Source organism: Pseudonocardia sp. Ae150A_Ps1 (genome assembly GCF_001932315.1).
Lineage (GTDB): Bacteria > Actinomycetota > Actinomycetes > Mycobacteriales > Pseudonocardiaceae > Pseudonocardia.
In genome coordinates this window covers 5,514,847-5,529,176 of sequence record NZ_MCIJ01000001.1, presented here as the reverse complement: position 1 = coordinate 5,529,176, position 14,330 = coordinate 5,514,847, and the positions used below count along the sequence as shown (strand labels likewise).

At 73.4% G+C, this 14,330-nt stretch carries 15 protein-coding genes and 1 pseudogene; 9 read left to right on the top strand and 7 right to left on the bottom strand.

Annotation, left to right across the window (positions count from 1 at the left end; all coding sequences use genetic code 11):
* Positions 1 to 6: 6 nt before the first annotated feature.
* Positions 7 to 1,362 carry an MFS transporter gene (locus Ae150APs1_RS26000; protein WP_075300876.1) on the top strand — a complete coding sequence of 452 codons (1,356 nt, stop codon included), beginning with the start codon at positions 7 to 9 and terminating at the stop codon, positions 1,360 to 1,362.
* Between the two features lie 4 nt (positions 1,363 to 1,366).
* Here the strand turns inward: Ae150APs1_RS26000 and Ae150APs1_RS25995 are convergent, their stop codons facing one another.
* Entirely contained in the window at positions 1,367 to 2,227 is an 861-nt protein-coding gene (locus tag Ae150APs1_RS25995) for an LLM class flavin-dependent oxidoreductase (RefSeq protein ID WP_075302611.1), read from the bottom strand.
* A gap of 423 nt (positions 2,228 to 2,650) precedes the next feature.
* On the opposite strand from Ae150APs1_RS25995, the gene Ae150APs1_RS25990 reads away from it, so the two are divergent.
* The 4 genes and pseudogenes from Ae150APs1_RS25990 to Ae150APs1_RS25975 all read left to right on the top strand — a co-directional run bounded on the left by Ae150APs1_RS25990 (position 2,651) and on the right by Ae150APs1_RS25975 (position 6,765).
* The gene (locus Ae150APs1_RS25990) at positions 2,651 to 2,992 is read left to right on the top strand and encodes a hypothetical protein (protein WP_139317203.1); all 342 of its coding nucleotides are present in this window, start codon (positions 2,651 to 2,653) and stop codon (positions 2,990 to 2,992) included.
* Between the two features lie 305 nt (positions 2,993 to 3,297).
* Complete coding sequence (locus Ae150APs1_RS32275) at positions 3,298 to 3,459, top strand: hypothetical protein (RefSeq protein ID WP_010239461.1); 162 nt, start codon at positions 3,298 to 3,300, stop codon at positions 3,457 to 3,459.
* A 141-nt stretch (positions 3,460 to 3,600) separates the two neighbouring features.
* A complete protein-coding gene (locus Ae150APs1_RS25980) occupies positions 3,601 to 4,767 on the top strand; it encodes a mandelate racemase/muconate lactonizing enzyme family protein (protein ID WP_075302609.1) in 1,167 nt (388 codons plus the stop codon).
* Positions 4,768 to 4,877: 110 nt separating this feature from the next.
* A pseudogene (locus Ae150APs1_RS25975) lies at positions 4,878 to 6,765 on the top strand (molybdopterin-dependent oxidoreductase).
* A gap of 144 nt (positions 6,766 to 6,909) precedes the next feature.
* On the opposite strand, the gene Ae150APs1_RS25970 reads toward Ae150APs1_RS25975, so the two are convergent.
* Positions 6,910 to 7,227: a PASTA domain-containing protein gene (locus Ae150APs1_RS25970; RefSeq protein WP_060572922.1), complete on the bottom strand. Its 318-nt coding sequence runs from the start codon at positions 7,225 to 7,227 to the stop codon at positions 6,910 to 6,912.
* Positions 7,228 to 7,277: 50 nt separating this feature from the next.
* Entirely contained in the window at positions 7,278 to 7,814 is a 537-nt protein-coding gene (locus Ae150APs1_RS25965) for a metal-dependent hydrolase (protein ID WP_075300874.1), read from the bottom strand.
* Between the two features lie 195 nt (positions 7,815 to 8,009).
* On the opposite strand from Ae150APs1_RS25965, the gene Ae150APs1_RS25960 reads away from it, so the two are divergent.
* From Ae150APs1_RS25960 to Ae150APs1_RS25945, 4 genes are all read left to right on the top strand, one after another.
* On the top strand, positions 8,010 to 8,348 hold the full coding sequence (locus Ae150APs1_RS25960; protein ID WP_075300873.1) for a hypothetical protein: 339 nt from the start codon (positions 8,010 to 8,012) through the stop codon (positions 8,346 to 8,348).
* A gap of 45 nt (positions 8,349 to 8,393) precedes the next feature.
* Positions 8,394 to 9,692 carry a D-arabinono-1,4-lactone oxidase gene (locus Ae150APs1_RS25955; protein WP_075300872.1) on the top strand — a complete coding sequence of 433 codons (1,299 nt, stop codon included), beginning with the start codon at positions 8,394 to 8,396 and terminating at the stop codon, positions 9,690 to 9,692.
* Positions 9,674 to 10,684 carry an alanine racemase gene (locus Ae150APs1_RS25950; protein ID WP_075300871.1) on the top strand — a complete coding sequence of 337 codons (1,011 nt, stop codon included), beginning with the start codon at positions 9,674 to 9,676 and terminating at the stop codon, positions 10,682 to 10,684. Before Ae150APs1_RS25955 ends, Ae150APs1_RS25950 begins: the two co-directional genes overlap by 19 nt.
* An 81-nt stretch (positions 10,685 to 10,765) precedes the next feature.
* Positions 10,766 to 10,957, top strand: a complete 192-nt coding sequence (locus tag Ae150APs1_RS25945) for a DUF1918 domain-containing protein (RefSeq protein ID WP_029239844.1) — start codon at positions 10,766 to 10,768, stop codon at positions 10,955 to 10,957.
* A gap of 58 nt (positions 10,958 to 11,015) precedes the next feature.
* On the opposite strand, the gene Ae150APs1_RS25940 is transcribed toward Ae150APs1_RS25945, so the two are convergent.
* From Ae150APs1_RS25940 to Ae150APs1_RS25925, 4 genes are read right to left on the bottom strand one after another with little or no spacing between them, the layout of a single operon-like run.
* Positions 11,016 to 11,450, bottom strand: a complete 435-nt coding sequence (locus Ae150APs1_RS25940; protein WP_075300867.1) for an SRPBCC family protein — start codon at positions 11,448 to 11,450, stop codon at positions 11,016 to 11,018.
* A 20-nt stretch (positions 11,451 to 11,470) separates the two neighbouring features.
* The gene (locus Ae150APs1_RS25935) at positions 11,471 to 12,226 is read right to left on the bottom strand and encodes a hypothetical protein (protein ID WP_139317205.1); all 756 of its coding nucleotides are present in this window, start codon (positions 12,224 to 12,226) and stop codon (positions 11,471 to 11,473) included.
* A complete protein-coding gene (locus Ae150APs1_RS25930; protein ID WP_060572931.1) occupies positions 12,226 to 13,059 on the bottom strand; it encodes a phosphoenolpyruvate hydrolase family protein in 834 nt (277 codons plus the stop codon). The genes Ae150APs1_RS25935 and Ae150APs1_RS25930 overlap by 1 nt, the downstream gene beginning before the upstream one ends.
* A complete protein-coding gene (locus Ae150APs1_RS25925; protein ID WP_075300863.1) occupies positions 13,056 to 14,258 on the bottom strand; it encodes a Tm-1-like ATP-binding domain-containing protein in 1,203 nt (400 codons plus the stop codon). The genes Ae150APs1_RS25930 and Ae150APs1_RS25925 overlap by 4 nt, the downstream gene beginning before the upstream one ends.
* Between the last annotated feature and the right edge of the window lie 72 nt (positions 14,259 to 14,330).

Here is a 14,330-nt window from a genome sequence, read left to right as displayed (position 1 = left end):
GGGTCGATGACGACCGGACAGCGACGTGAGGACTTCCTGCCCGCCGACCGGGGACAGCAGGCCCCCAATGCCGGACGCTTCCTGCTGCTGCTGTTCGCGGCCAACACCTTCAACTTCTACGACCGCGCCATCCCGGCGATCGTGGCCGAGCCGATCAAGGTCGAGTTCGCACTGTCCGATCTGGACATCGGCATCCTCGCGGCGGCGTTCACCGTCGTCTACGCCCTGTGCGGGCTGCCGCTCGGCCGGCTCGCCGACCACCGCTCCCGGGCGAAGATCATGGGCTGGGGCCTGGTCGCGTGGAGCGCGCTGACGGCGGCGAGCGGCGCCGCCTGGAACTACACCTCGCTGCTCCTGCTACGGATCGGCGTGGGCGTCGGCGAGGCGAGCTACGCCCCCGCCGCCAACTCGACGATCGCGGACCTCTACCCGGCCGAGAAGCGGGCCCACGCCATCGGGCTGTTCCAGCTCGGCCTGCCGGTCGGACTGATCCTGGCCTACTTCTCGGTCGGCGCGATCACCGAGGCGTTCGGGTCGTGGCGGGCACCGTTCGTCCTCGCCGCGGTGCCGGGAATCCTCATCGCGATCGGCTTCTTCCTCGTTCGCGAGCCCCGGCGTGGCGCGTCCGAGGCGACCCCGGCAGCCACGGGGCACGAGAAGGTCGACCGTCCGTTCCGGAGGATCCTGGCCGTCCCGACGATGTGGTGGCTAATCATCGCGGGGATCGGCGCCAACCTCGCCGCGTACTCGGTCAACACGTTCACCGTGCCGCTGTTCCAGCGCTACTTCGGCGCGTCGCTGACCGGTGCGGCCGCGCTGACCGGCGTCGTCGTCGGCATCACCGGGCTGGTCGGGCTGCTCGCCGGCGGATGGATCTCCGACCGTGCCGCCCGGCGGTCGTCCGGGGCGCGGGTCCTGGTCGGCGCCGTGGCGACGCTGCTCTCGGTGCCGCTCACCTGGTTCGCGCTCACCCTCGGGCCCGAGGCGACCGGGACCTTCGTGTTGCTGTTCGGTGTCGGCTGGCTGCTGCAGTATCTCTACTACACCTCGGCGTACCCGGCCGTCGCCGACGTCGTCCCACCGCGCCTGCGCTCCACCGCGACCGCGGTCTTCTTCGCCGCGTTCTACCTGCTGGGCGGCGCCATCGGCCCGGTGATCGCGGGGGCGCTCTCCGACTCGTTCGCGGCGACGGCGATGGCCGCCGGCACGGGGCAGGCCGAGGCTGGCGCGATCGGGCTGCGCCAGGCGCTGTCGGTCATCGTCCCGATCTCGATGCTGATCACGGCGGTCGGCCTGTTCCTGGCGACCCGGACCGTCCAGCGCGACAACGAGCGGATGAAGGCCGCGACGGCGACGGGCTGAGCTCCTACCGTGCCCGCAGGACGGGCCGCGGCCGCAGCAGCGGGACGTCGTCGACGACGGGCTCCGCGGCCTGTGCGACGGGCGCGGGGTGCGCCGGCCCGGCGACCCCGAGGAACGGGCGCACGAACCGCGCCGTCCGTTCCAGCACCTCGCGGTGCACGTCGGCCGGTGCCGTGGTCGGCTGGGCCTGCACGATCGTCTCGCCCGCCCACGGGAGTGCGGGATCGGCGAGGAGGTCGTCGATCACGCGACCGGTCGAGTGGCCCGCGGGGAGCGGCCGGGACAGCGCGACCCGGGGCAGGCCACGGGCGTAGGTCCAGTACCGGGCGAGGTCCGGGACGACGGTGCCCTCCGCGGGCGGCCGCCCTGAGATCACGCCCAGCCCACGGGCGGCTGCGGCGCCCACCTCGGACGACGTCGCCCACCACACCCGCTGCTCGGCCAGCGGCGGCGGGAGGAGTTCGAGCAGCACGTCGAGCGCGGCGAGGGTGTCGGTGTGCCGGTCGTCGTAGTGACGTCCGAACCGGACGGACGCAGCATCGTCGGCCCCGGCGCCCACGCCGAGCTCCAACCGGCCGCCGGACAGCGCGTCGAGCACGGCGGCGTCCTCCGCGAGACGACGCGGGTCCTCCAGCGGCAGCGCGACGACGGCCGTCCCGAGCCGGATCAGCCGGGTGCGCTCCGCGACGGCGGCGAGCAGGACCAGCGGCGACGGCAACCGGCCGCCGAGATGGCCGTCGTGATGCTGGGCGACCCAGAACGAGTCGTACCCGAGCTCCTCGGCGCGGACGGCCAGGTCGACGGTCTCGCGGTACGCCCGCGCGGGGTCGTCGCCCGTGACGTGGGTGAGATAGCCGAGCCGCACCCAGCGGAGGATAGGAGGTGACACCCACGCACCGGACGGGTGACTCGGCGGTGACACGGGGTACCGGGATCGGCCGAGGCGCTCGATCTGCCGATCGACCTCCGCGAGACGCTCCAGCGCGAGCGCAGCCCGGTACTCGGCCTGCACCCGCCGGTACGTCAGCGCCAGGGTCTCCGCCGTCGCCGGTCCGCGACCAGCCCGCACGGGGCGGTCTGTCCGGGAAGAGGCAGACAGGATGGCCGAGCGCCCTCTCGAGATCCGCATCGGACGTGGGGCCGGTGCACATCGGACGATAAGCAGGCTGCCCCGCTCTCACCACGAGAATGCGGGATTCCCGGCGTTTCTCCCGATTGCGTGCAGGATCGGCGCGGTTCGTGACACCGCAGCTTCCGGTGAACCGGGTTCATCTGTACGTTCCCCGGCATGACCACTGCTGCCAGGACGATTTCCTGTCGATGCGCCGTGCGGATTCTTCGCGCAGTGATCATCGTACTCGCCGCATCGTTCGTCGCCGTACCGGCGACGCTCCCCGGGAACGACGGCTCGACGCCGTCCGTGGAACGGACGACGTCCCAGTCGTCCGAGGAATGTCCCCCGGAGCTGGAACTCCGTGCGACGCAGAGCGGGCCGGACCAGCCTCTCCAGTGGGTGTGCTCCAACGAGGACGGAAGCGTGACGGCGAGACCCGTCGACTGCCCCGAGAGCCACCCGAACCGGCACACCGACAAGAACGGAGAGCTCCTCAGCTGCTACAGCTGGTTCTGACGCGGATCGTCGTCGTCCCGTCGGCAGGACGGAATACGAGCGGGACGTCACAGTCGAGCGCCCATCCGGTCGCGCGGAATCCGTCCGGCAGACCTCCCGGGCATCACACGAACCGCCCGATCCCCGACGTGACACACAGGGGCATCATGACGTCACCTGCCCTCGCCGATCTTCTCCCCACTGCAGTTCTGATTCTCCAGTTGAGCCTTCTGATGATACTCGGCGCGATGGCGCCGGCAGTCTTTCCGGCCGCCCACGGGAATCGGACGGTCCTCCTGGCGGTCCGCCGATTCGCCGGATGGTCGGTGCTACTGGCACTCGGCGGTGGGGCGTCGGTGGCACTGCTGGACGCCCCGGCCGTCCCGACCGGGGTGACGTCGTGGATCCCGCTCCTCGTCACTGCGCTGGCGGGAGCCGTCGCGGTCCGGGTGGGCCACCTCCTCCGGCGTCACCGCACCCCACCGTGAGAGCTTCTGCCTATCGAACGACCCATCATTCCGTCTTGGACGTTCTCCTTCCCGTGCCCGCTAATGGTCGCTGTGACAGCGCGCGGTCGGTCACCCCGATCCGTGCGGACGATCCACGCGAAACCGGAGGACGGGAAGTCGATGAAGATCATCTCGGTGCACGAGGGCGTCGTCCCGATCAGCTCGTCGATCCGCAACGCCTGGATCGACTTCAGCGCCATGGACTGCTCGATCGTCGCCGTCGTCAGTGACGTCGTGCGCGACGGCGAGCCGGTCGTCGGGTACGGGTTCAACTCCAACGGCCGCTACAGCGCCGGGGACATCCTGCGCCGTCGCATCGTCCCCCGCCTGCTCGCCGCCGACCCGGACTCCCTGCTCGCCGACGACGGCCGGCTCGACCCGTCCCGCGCCTGGGACGTCGTCATGACCAACGAGAAGCCCGGCGGTCACGGCGAGCGCTCGGTCGCGGTGGGCGTACTGGACATGGCGTTGTACGACCTCGCCTCCAAGATCGACGGGCAGCCCCTCCACCGGTGGCTGTCCGACCGCCACGGCGACGGCGAGCCCGACGACGACGTCTTCGTCTACGCGGCCGGCGGTTACTACGCCCCCGGGAAGACCCTGTCCGACCTGCAGGACGAGATGCGCGGGTTCCTCGACCAGGGCTATCGCGTCGTGAAGATGAAGATCGGCGGCGCCGACCTCGCCGAGGACCTCCGCCGTAACGAGGCGGTGATCGACGTCCTGGACGGCGACGGCTCCCGGCTCGCCGTCGACGTCAACGGCCGCTTCGACCTCGCCACCGCCCTCGAGTACGGCGCGGCCATCGAGCCGTACGGCCTGTTCTGGTACGAGGAGGTCGGCGACCCGCTCGACTACCGGCTCAACGCCACCCTGTCCGAGCACTACCGCGGCCCGATCGCCACCGGCGAGAACCTGTTCTCCCTGCAGGACGCCCGCAACCTCGTCCGCTACGGCGGCATGCGCCCCGACCGCGACTGGATCCAGGTCGATCCCGCCCTGAGCTACGGGCTCACCGAGTACCTGCGCATCCAGGAGATGCTCGCGCAGCACGGCTGGTCCTCGCGCCGCTGCATCCCGCACGGCGGACACCAGTTCTCGCTGCACATCGCCGCCGCACTCAAGCTCGGCGGCAACGAGTCCTACCCCGGCGAGTTCCAGCCGACCGGTGGCTTCGCCGACGGCGCCGTCGTCGAGAACGGCCGGGTCGGGCTCGCCGAGACCCCCGGCATCGGGTTCGAGCAGAAGGCTGCGTTCCACGCGGTTCTGCGCGAGCTGCACGCCTGACACCCCGCGCGGAGGAACGTGATGGGAACGCCGCCACGTGGGTAGGCCACGGCAATGGATGCACGGCCGATGTGCCCGTCCCGCAAGCGTCCGACGCCGGAGGCATCCGGATGAGCCGGCGGGACCACGACGTCAGCGAGGCGGATCTCGAGGTGCACCCGCCCCAGGACCACGCGGCGGGGCCGACCGCCGTCGCGGTGTCGATGAAGCGGGCGCTGGAGCGGATGGGTCCCGCCCGTACGGCGCGGACGTTCCTGGACCTGAACAAGGCCGAGGGGTTCGACTGCACGAGCTGCGCGTGGCCGGACCCGGACCCGGCCACCGCGCCGTCGCCGAGTTCTGTGAGAACGGCGCGAAGGCCATCGCGGAGGAGGCCACGAAGGGCCGGGCGACGCCCGAGTTCTTCGCCCGGCACAGCATCGCCGAGCTCGACGCCCGCTCCGAGTACTGGCTCGGCCGGCAGGGCCGGATCACGCACCCGATGGTGCGGCGACCGAACGGCACGCACTACGAACCGATCGGCTGGGACGAGGCGTTCCGGCTGATCGCGGGCGAGCTCGACGGCCTGGACTCGCCGGACGAGGCGACCCTGTACACGTCCGGCCGGGCCTCCAACGAGGCCGCGTTCGCCTACCAGCTCTTCGCCAGGGCGTTCGGCACCAACAACCTGCCGGACTGCTCGAACATGTGCCACGAGTCGACGTCGATCGCGTTGCAGGAGTCCATCGGGATCGGCAAGGCCAGCGTCACCCTCCCGGACCTCGTCGGCGCGGACCTCATCGTGATCGCCGGCCAGAACCCCGGCACCAACCACCCGCGCATGCTGAGCCAGCTCGAGCACGCCAAGCAGAACGGCGCCAGGATCCTGACGATCAACCCGCTGCGGGAGGCCGGGCTGCTGCGGTTCAAGAACCCGCAGACCCCGAAGGGCGTCGTCGGACGCGGCACCGACCTGTCCGACCTGCACCTGCCGGTACGGGTCAACGGCGATCTCGCGCTGTTCCAGGCGATCGGCGCCCTGCTCGTCGAGTGGGACGCCCTCGACCACCCGTTCCTCGAGCGCCACACCACGGGCTTCGAGGAGTGGCGCGAGCACGTCTCCCGGATCGACTGGGACGACGTCACCCGCTCCACGGGCCTGTCCCGGGAACAGATCACCGAGGCGGCCGTCCTGCTGCGGGACTCGCGCAAGACCGTCTTCTGCTGGGCGATGGGGTTGACCCAGCACCGCAACGGCGTCGCCACCATCAAGGAGGTCGTCAACCTCGCGCTGGCCCAGGGCAACATCGGGAAGCCGGGCGCGGGGCTGTTCCCGGTCCGGGGCCACTCGAACGTCCAGGGTGACCGGACCATGGGGATCTGGGAGCGCGTGCCGAAGACCTTCCTCGACTCTCCCGTGTCGTCGTCGGCTGCGAGAGCTACGAGGTCAACGCGCGCAGGCCCGGTGGCTTCGTCCTGCCGCACCCGCCCCGGGACTCCCGCACCTTCGAGACCCCGTCGGGACGCGGCGAGTTCGCGGTCTCGCCGATCGAGGTGCTGGACGTCCCCGAGGGCCACCTCCTGCTGCAGACCCTGCGCAGCCACGACCAGTTCAACACTACCATCTACGGGATGTCGGACCGCTACCGCGGCATCGAGGGCGGCCGGCGCGTGGTCTCCGCCCACCGCGAGGACATCGCTGCCCTCGGGTTCGACGACGGCGACCACATCGATCTCGTGACGCCGTGGGACGGCGACGAGCACGTCCGCTGCGCCCAGGACTTCCGCCTGGTCGCCTACAAGATCCCGCGCGGCACCGCGGCCGCCTACTACCCGGAGAGGAACCCGCTGGTCCCGCTCGACTCGACGGCGCTGAAGAGCAACCAGCCCGCGTCGAAGTCGGTCGTCGTCCGGCTCACGACCGCGGGATCGGAGGGCTGCGTGCCCGAGGGCGCCCAGGGCGCGGTCGGCGGGGACTGGTCACACAAGTCCCACCCCGAGGTCCCCCACCTGTCCTGACCCACCCTCCGGGACCCGGGGCCGCGCCGGGACGCTCTGTTCGCACGGGATCGGTTCGTTCGCCCGGGATCCGATCCCGTGCGAGGGACGCGAACCCGTGCGAAACGAGGCGGGCCGGCTATCCGCTCGCGCCGCGACGATGCGTCACCCCGCTCGTCCGGCCCGCACGGGACCGGGACCTACCGGGGCCGGACCGCCATCGCCGCCGCCACCGCCCGGGTCGCCGGGGTCCGGTGGCGGCGACGTCCACACCTGGACGGTGCTGCCCCACGGGACGGTCTCCCCGCCCGGTGGCTGCTGCCCGGTCACCCGCCGCTCCGGCAGGTGCCCGGCGACACCCTCCTCGACGGCGAGCACGCCGCCGTCGAGGGCGGTGTCGTGGGCCCTCGGGACGTCGAGTCCCGCGAGATGCGGGACGGTGACGATGCGCTCGCGTTCCGGCCGTGTCCGTGTCCTCCCCATGACCGGGGATTGCCGCAGGAGCGACGCCGAAACCCGCACGCCGCGCCCGTTCACCACGCCCAGGAGCCGGTGACCAGCGCGACCCCCGTCACCGCGAGCAGCCCGACGACGACGTGCTCGCCCCGGCCGCCGGTGCGGAACCGCAGCACGTCGGGCCAGCGGATCCGGGCCAGCGGCCAGAACGCGAACCGGTTCCCGGCCGACGTCAGCTCGTCGCCGATCGCCCCGATCCAGCAGCCCGCGCCGGCTGCGGCACCCGTCCAGACCGCGGTGTCACCGGGCAGGACGAACCCGGTCCCCCACCAGACGAGCAGCCCGACCGCCGCGGCGAACACCGGCGAGTGCGACAGGCCGCGGTGCGAGACGCCGGTGAGCATCCGCGACGACCACCGGATCACCCGGCACAGCAGCCACGTCACCGGCGGCAGTGCCCGCGACGCCGTGCTCGACGGGTGGTCGAGGTCCGGTGCGAACGCCGCGAGCGCGCACACCACCACGACGACCGGGACCAGCACGGGCGGCGGCGGCACGACCGCGCACACGGCGAGGCCGAGGACGGCCCCGGACAGGGCGTGGGTCCGGCCCATCACCTAGTTCTCACGGCGGCGTCGCACTCCCGGGTCGTCGGTTCGAGCATCGCGGCGCGCGTCCGGCGGGTGGGCCGGCGGCCGGACGGCCGGGCGGGCCGCACCGACCGTAGCCGCGGTGGAGCCGTCCCCCGTCCGGACGACACGCCCACCGGCGAGATGATTCGACGGGCACAGGTGAGGTACCCCGGGGGGATGACCGATCAGCTCCCGATCCCGGACTACGACAACCTGCCCGAGAACGCGCTGGCCAACCGGATCCGCACGCTCGACGCGGACGGCGTCGCCCAGCTCCTCGAGTACGAGCGCGGGCACGCGAACCGGATCCAGGTCGTGATGGTGCTCGAGCGCCGGCTCGGCGACCTGCGCTCCGGCGACGCGGCGCCGACCGGTGGCGATCCCGCCGGCGCCCAGCCGGAGGTTCCCGGCACGCCGGACCGCGGCTCGCCCGTCGAGGCCACCGACCAGCAGCAGTACAACCAGCCACTGCGACACGGCGTCGCCGGGCAGACGCCGAACCGACCGATCCGCTGAGCCGCCGCTGTTGACCTCCGGGCCCGCCCGGCCGAAGCTGCATCCGTGACGGGTGGCTGGCGGAACTGGGCGGGCAACCAGCGCAGCCGCCCGGCCCGCACCGTCCACACCCGCGACGCCGGCGAGGTCGCCGCCGCCGTCCGCGCCGCGGCCCTGCTCGACCTGCGGGTCACGGCACTGGGCAGCGGGCACTCGTTCACCGGCATCGGGGCGCCCGACGGCGTCGCGGTCCGGCCACCGTCCGATCCGGAGCGGGTCCGGCTCGACGGCGACCTGGTGCACGTCCCCGCCGGGGTCACGCTCCGGGTGCTGAACCGGTGGCTGCGCTGCCGCGGCCGGGCCCTGCCCAACCTGGGCGACATCGAGGAGCAGACGGTCGCCGGTGCGATCTCCACCGGCACCCATGGCACCGGGGCCGGGTACCGGGGCATCTCCGCCGGCGTCCGCGGGCTCGAGATCGTCACCGCCGACGGTGCCGTGTACCGGCCGGACGGCGCCGAACTCGCGCTCGCCGCGGTCGGTCTGGGCGCCCTCGGCGTGATCACCGAGGTCACGCTCGTGACGGTGCCCGCGTTCGACCTGCACGCCGTCGAGTCCGTCCGGCCGCTGGCCGAGGTCGTCGACGGCCTCGGCGAGCTGGCCGCCGCCCACGACCACGTCGAGTTCTACTGGTTCCCGCACACCGACGTCGCCGTGCTGAAGTGCAACGACCGCACCGGCCGGTCCGGCCCGCGGCGGGGCCGCGCCGCGGCCTGGGTCGGTGACGAGCTGCTCGGCAACGCCGGGTTCGCCCTCGCCTGCCGCGCCGGCGAGCTGGCCCCGCCGCTCGTCCCCCGGCTGAACGGGTTCCTGGCGGGCCGGATGGCCGCCGCCGAGTACGTCGGGCCCTCGCACGAGGTGTTCTGCAGCCCGCGCCGGGTCCGCTTCCTCGAGATGGAGTACGCCGTGCCCCGCGCGGCGCTGCCCGAGGCGTTCGCCGGCCTGCGCGCCGCCGCGGCCCGGCACGCCCGCGACGTCACGTTCCCGGTGGAGGTCCGGGTGCTCGGCGCCGACGACGTCCCGCTCTCCACGGCGTACGGCCGGGACAGCGCCTACCTGGCCGCCCACGTCCGCGCCGGACGCCCGTACGAGGCGTACTTCGCCGCCGTCGAGTCGGTGCTGTCCGCGGCCGACGGCAGACCGCACTGGGGAAAGATCCACACCCGGACCGCGGCCCAGCTGCGACCGCGCTACCCACGGTTCGCGGAGTTCGTCGCCCTGCGGGACCGGCTCGACCCGGAGGGCCGGTTCCGCAACCCCTACCTGGACCGGGTCCTGGGAGTTCCGTGCGCCTCACCGACCTGACCACGCCCGCCCTCGTCGTCGACGCGGGCGCCCTGGAGGCGAACCTCGCCGACATGGCGGCCGCCCTGCCCGGCCCGCGGCTGCGGCCGCACGTGAAGGCGCACAAGACGACCGAGCTGTCCCGGCGGCAGCTCGCCCACGGTCACGCCGGCTTCACCTGCGCCACGGTGCGCGAGGTCGAGGGGATGGCCGCCGCCGGGCTCGGGACGGACCTGTTGCTGGCGAACGAGGTGCTCGACGCCCGCCGGCTCGGCGCCGTGGTCGAGGCCGGGGCCCGGGTGACGGTCGCGATCGACTCGGAGGCGACGCTGCGCGCCGCCGTCGACGGCGGGGTGCGGGAGGTGCTCGTCGACGTCAACGTGGGCATGCCGCGCTGCGGGATCGCCCCCGGCCGGGCGGGCGCGCTCGCCGACGCCGCCCGGGCCGCCGGGCTGACCGTGCGCGGTGTGATGGGCTACGAGGGCCACCTGCAGATGGTCGGCGACGCGGCCGAGCGGGCCCGGCTGACCGCCGGGTGCACCGACCTGCTGCTCGCCGCGCACGCCGACGTCGGCGGCGAGATCGTCTCCGGCGGCGGTACCGGCACCCACGCGATGAACACCGCCTGCACCGAGATCCAGGCCGGGTCGTACGCGCTGATGGACACCGCCTACACCGCGGCGGGCCTGCCGTTCCGCCAGGCGCTGACCGTGCTGTCCACAGTGGTCTCCACGACCGCGCCGGCGGGCGACATGCCCGGCTGGGCGGTCGCCGACGCCGGGCTCAAGGCGTTCGGGATGGACCACGGCAACCCGTCGGTGCCCAGCGGGAACGTCTGGTTCTGCTCCGACGAGCACCTCGTGTTCGCGCTCGACGCGCCGCCGCGGGCCGGTGACCGGGTCCGGATCGCCCCGGCGCACGTCGACCCGACCGTCGCCCTGCACGAGCGGATGCACGTCGTCGACGGCGACGACGTGCTCGACACCTGGCCGGTCGACCTGCGCGGCTGGTGACCCGCGCGGCCGATGTCACGGGCGTCGCCGGGTGGCATGCTGGACGGCTCCACACGGAGCGATCCGAAGGAGGTGACGACGATGCACGACACGGCATCGGTCGGGGACCGGATCGTCGTCGAGGCGGCCGTCGTGGACCACGGGCGGCGCCGCGGCGAGGTCGTGGAGGTCCTCGGCGGCGACGACGAGCAGGTGCGCTACCGGGTGCGGTGGAGCGACGGGAGCGAGTCGCTCTACTTCCCGGGCGCGGACGCGCACGTCGAACACGCCTGACGGCCCGCGGGCACGGGGCCGGCTCCCGTGCCCGCTCCGGGCCCGTCGGTGCCCGCGGTCAGGCCCAGCGCTGCGCCAGGGCCGCCAGCCCGGCCCCGAACACACCGTTCGCGAACAGCTCGACGAGCTCGCCCTCGGCTGCGGCGTCGGCGTCGAACTCCACCCACCACTCGGCGAAGGTGTGACCGGCCGCCGTCACCGGCGCGAGCCGCAGGGTGGAGACGTAGCGGCGCACCGGGAACGGCGACTCGACGATCTCGTAGGTCAGCGCGTGCCCGCGGTCGTCGAGCGCCAGCAGGTTCTCGACGACGACGCCGCCGTCACCGAGGACGAGCCGCCGCTGCGCCCCGATGTCGGAGCCCGAGGCGCCGCGGGTGAGCTCGGCGGAGTCGATCGCCGGGTGCCAGCGGTGGATGGCGCCGAAGTCGCGGACGTGCGGCCAGACCTCGGCCAGCGGCGCCGGGATCACGGCGCTGGAGTAGGGGCGGGGCATGGTCTCCTCCTCGGGAGCGGTCAGGTCTGCCGGCGCAGGTGTGGGGCCTGTGCCGTGAGCTGGTCGAGCTGGGCGCGGACGTCCTCGAAGCCGGAGTCGGCGCGCAGGTCCAGCGCGATCGACGCGGCGTGCTCGGTCGTGTCGTGGAAGGCGGTGCGGGCGACCTCGAGCCGGGCGCCGACGGAGCGGGCGACGTCCCCGCCCGGTGCCCCGGACTCGACGCTCTCGCCGAGCCGCGCCGTCCGCAGCGCCTCGGCGAGCTCGGTGTCGAGGCGGCGGCCGATGTCGTGCAGCCAGTCCTTCGCCGGGCCGTCCGGCACGGTGCGGACGATGCCGTGGAAGGCGGTCACCGACCCGACGCAGCCCTCGTAGGCGCGGGCCCAGCGGGACCCGGCGACCAGGCCGGCGGGGAGGGCGTCGGGGGCGTTCTCGGCGGCCAGCTGCATCGCCCGGCGCTCGTCGGGGCTCGCGGAGCGCAGGTAGGAGCGTGCCAGGTACTGCGCCGGGAGCCCGACGAACAGCACCGACGGCGCCGCGCAGAAGACCACTCCGGCGATCGCGCCGCCGATCGTGCGCCCGATCAGTTCCGACATCGGGTAGGCACCGAGCTCCGACACCCCCATCGCGACCCCGACGACCAGCCCGACCGCCACCCCGACCAGCAGGAACACCAGCCAGCCGTGGGACGCCAGCGTGTGTGAGACCCGCCCGCCGCGGACCGCCATCCGGCGCCGCCAGTCCCCGCCCGGTGGCGGGACCGGCCGCCGCGGTGCCATCACCGCCCCACGGCGTTCTTGAAGGCCCGCGTCTGCTCGGTCAGCGCCCGCTCGGTCGGGAGCCGCTCCATCGACGAGGCGCCGTAGAAGCCGTGGCAGACCTGCGCCCGCGCCAGCACGTACGCGGCGTCCTCGGGCATCGCGATCGGGCCGCCGTGGCAGAGGACGAGTACGTCGTCGCGCACCTCCAGCGCGGCCGCGGCCCACTCGTCGACCAGCTCGACGCAGTCGTCGAGGCTCTTCGCGGTCTCCGCGCCGATCGAGCCGCCGGTGGTCAGCCCCATGTGGCAGACGACGATGTCGGCACCGGCGCGCGCCATCGCGCGGGCGTCGTCGGCGGAGAACACGTACGGGGTGGTCAGCAGCTCCTTGGCGCGGGCGGCGGCGACGAGGTCGACCTCCAGCCCGAAGCCCATGCCCGTCTCCTCCAGGTTGGCCCGGAAGACGCCGTCGATCAGGCCGACCGTCGGGAAGTTCTGGATGCCGGCGAAGCCGAGCGAGGCGAGCTCGTCGAGGAACCGGTCGGTGAGCAGGAACGGGTCGGTGCCGTTGACCCCGGCCAGCACCGGCGTCCGCTCGACGACCGGGAGCACCTCGGCCGCCATCTCGACGACGATGTCGTTCGCGTTGCCGTAGGCGAGCAGCCCGGCGAGCGAGCCGCGCCCCGCCATCCGGTAGCGGCCGGAGTTGTAGATCACGATGAGGTCGATCCCGCCGGCCTCCTCGCACTTCGCGGAGAGCCCCGTCCCGGCCCCACCGCCGACGATCGGCTCGCCGCGGGCCGCCATGCCGGTGAACCGCTCCATCAGCTCGGCGCGGGTGGACCGCCTCATGCCTGCACCTCCCGCCACGCGGCCAGCACCGCGTCGGCGAACTCGGGGTCGTTGACGTGGTGCGGGATCCGCCGGACCCGCTCCGGTTCGTCCACACCGGACTCGATCGCGGCGAACAGCGCCGCGTCCGCCGCGGGGTCGTGGAACGCCTGGCCGGGTGCGTCCAGTGCGGACACCCCGCCGAGCGGGAGCAGGAACAGCCATGGCCCGGTGAAGCCGTTCAGCCTGTGCGCCAGCCACTCCCCGATCCCGCGGTTCTCCTCCACGGTGGTCCGCATGAGCGTCACGTTCGCGTTGTGCTCGTACAGCAGCCGGCCGTCGAACCGGTCCGGCACGGTCGCGACGGCACCGAAGTTGACCATGTCGAGCGCACCGCAGGAGCCCACCCAGGGGACACCGGTCCGGGCGACGGCGCCGAGCCGGTCCTCCCCCGCGGCCATCACGCCGCCGACGAGAAGGTCCGCGACCTCGGTGGTGGTCAGGTCGAGCACCGAGTCGACCAGGCCGTCGTCGACGAGCTTCTCCATCGAGGCGCCACCGGAGCCGGTCGCGTGGAAGACCAGGGCGTCCACCTCGTCGCCGAGCCGCTCGCGGACCGCGGTCACGCACGGCGTCGTGACACCGAACATGGTCACGCCGACGGCGGCCAGGCCGGCGTCGCCGTCCGGGACCGGGGCCGCCACGGCACCGGCGATCATGTGGGCCGCGTTGCCGAGTACCCGCCGGGAGATCCGGTTGAGCCCGGCGACGTCGGTGACCGCGTACAGCATCGCGATGTCGCTCGCGCCGACGTAGGGGGCCGTGTCACCGGACGCGACGGTGGAGACCATCAGCTTCGGCACACCGACCGGGAGGTCGCGCATCGCGGGCGTGACCAGCGCGGTCCCGCCCGACCCGCCGAGCCCGAGCACCCCGCCGACGTCGTCCCGGCCGGCGAGGAAAGCGCGCAGCGCCTCCGCCATCGCCTGCACCGCGCTGCCCCGGTCACCGGTGAACACCGCGGAGGTGCCGCCCGGGTGGTGCGCGGCGACCTCGGCCGCACCGACGTCCGGTGCCGGTTCCCCCGCACCCGGGCCGGAGCCCGAGGTGGACACGTCCACCCGGCACACCGCGACGCCGGCGGACTCCACCAGGCCCGCGACGAAGCCGAGCTCGGCGGCCTTCGTGTCGGACGTCCCGATGACGTATGCGGTCCCCACACCCGATTTCTACCGGTAGTTCCCGCTCCGGGGCGAGAGCCGAGACCGGAACGACGCAGGGCAGGATGGGTA

Bases quoted from the DNA above. Each gene is read 5' to 3' on its own strand.
- Ae150APs1_RS26000 (WP_075300876.1), top strand. From the start codon at position 7: ATGACGACCGGACAGCGACGTGAGGACTTCCTGCCCGCCGACCGGGGA.
- Ae150APs1_RS25990 (WP_139317203.1), top strand. From the start codon at position 2,651: ATGACCACTGCTGCCAGGACGATTTCCTGTCGATGCGCCGTGCGGATT.
- Ae150APs1_RS25980 (WP_075302609.1), top strand. From the start codon at position 3,601: ATGAAGATCATCTCGGTGCACGAGGGCGTCGTCCCGATCAGCTCGTCG.
- Ae150APs1_RS25970 (WP_060572922.1), bottom strand. From the start codon at position 7,227: ATGGGGAGGACACGGACACGGCCGGAACGCGAGCGCATCGTCACCGTC.
- Ae150APs1_RS25965 (WP_075300874.1), bottom strand. From the start codon at position 7,814: ATGGGCCGGACCCACGCCCTGTCCGGGGCCGTCCTCGGCCTCGCCGTG.
- Ae150APs1_RS25960 (WP_075300873.1), top strand. From the start codon at position 8,010: ATGACCGATCAGCTCCCGATCCCGGACTACGACAACCTGCCCGAGAAC.
- Ae150APs1_RS25945 (WP_029239844.1), top strand. From the start codon at position 10,766: ATGCACGACACGGCATCGGTCGGGGACCGGATCGTCGTCGAGGCGGCC.
- Ae150APs1_RS25940 (WP_075300867.1), bottom strand. From the start codon at position 11,450: ATGCCCCGCCCCTACTCCAGCGCCGTGATCCCGGCGCCGCTGGCCGAG.
- Ae150APs1_RS25935 (WP_139317205.1), bottom strand. From the start codon at position 12,226: ATGGCACCGCGGCGGCCGGTCCCGCCACCGGGCGGGGACTGGCGGCGC.
- Ae150APs1_RS25930 (WP_060572931.1), bottom strand. From the start codon at position 13,059: ATGAGGCGGTCCACCCGCGCCGAGCTGATGGAGCGGTTCACCGGCATG.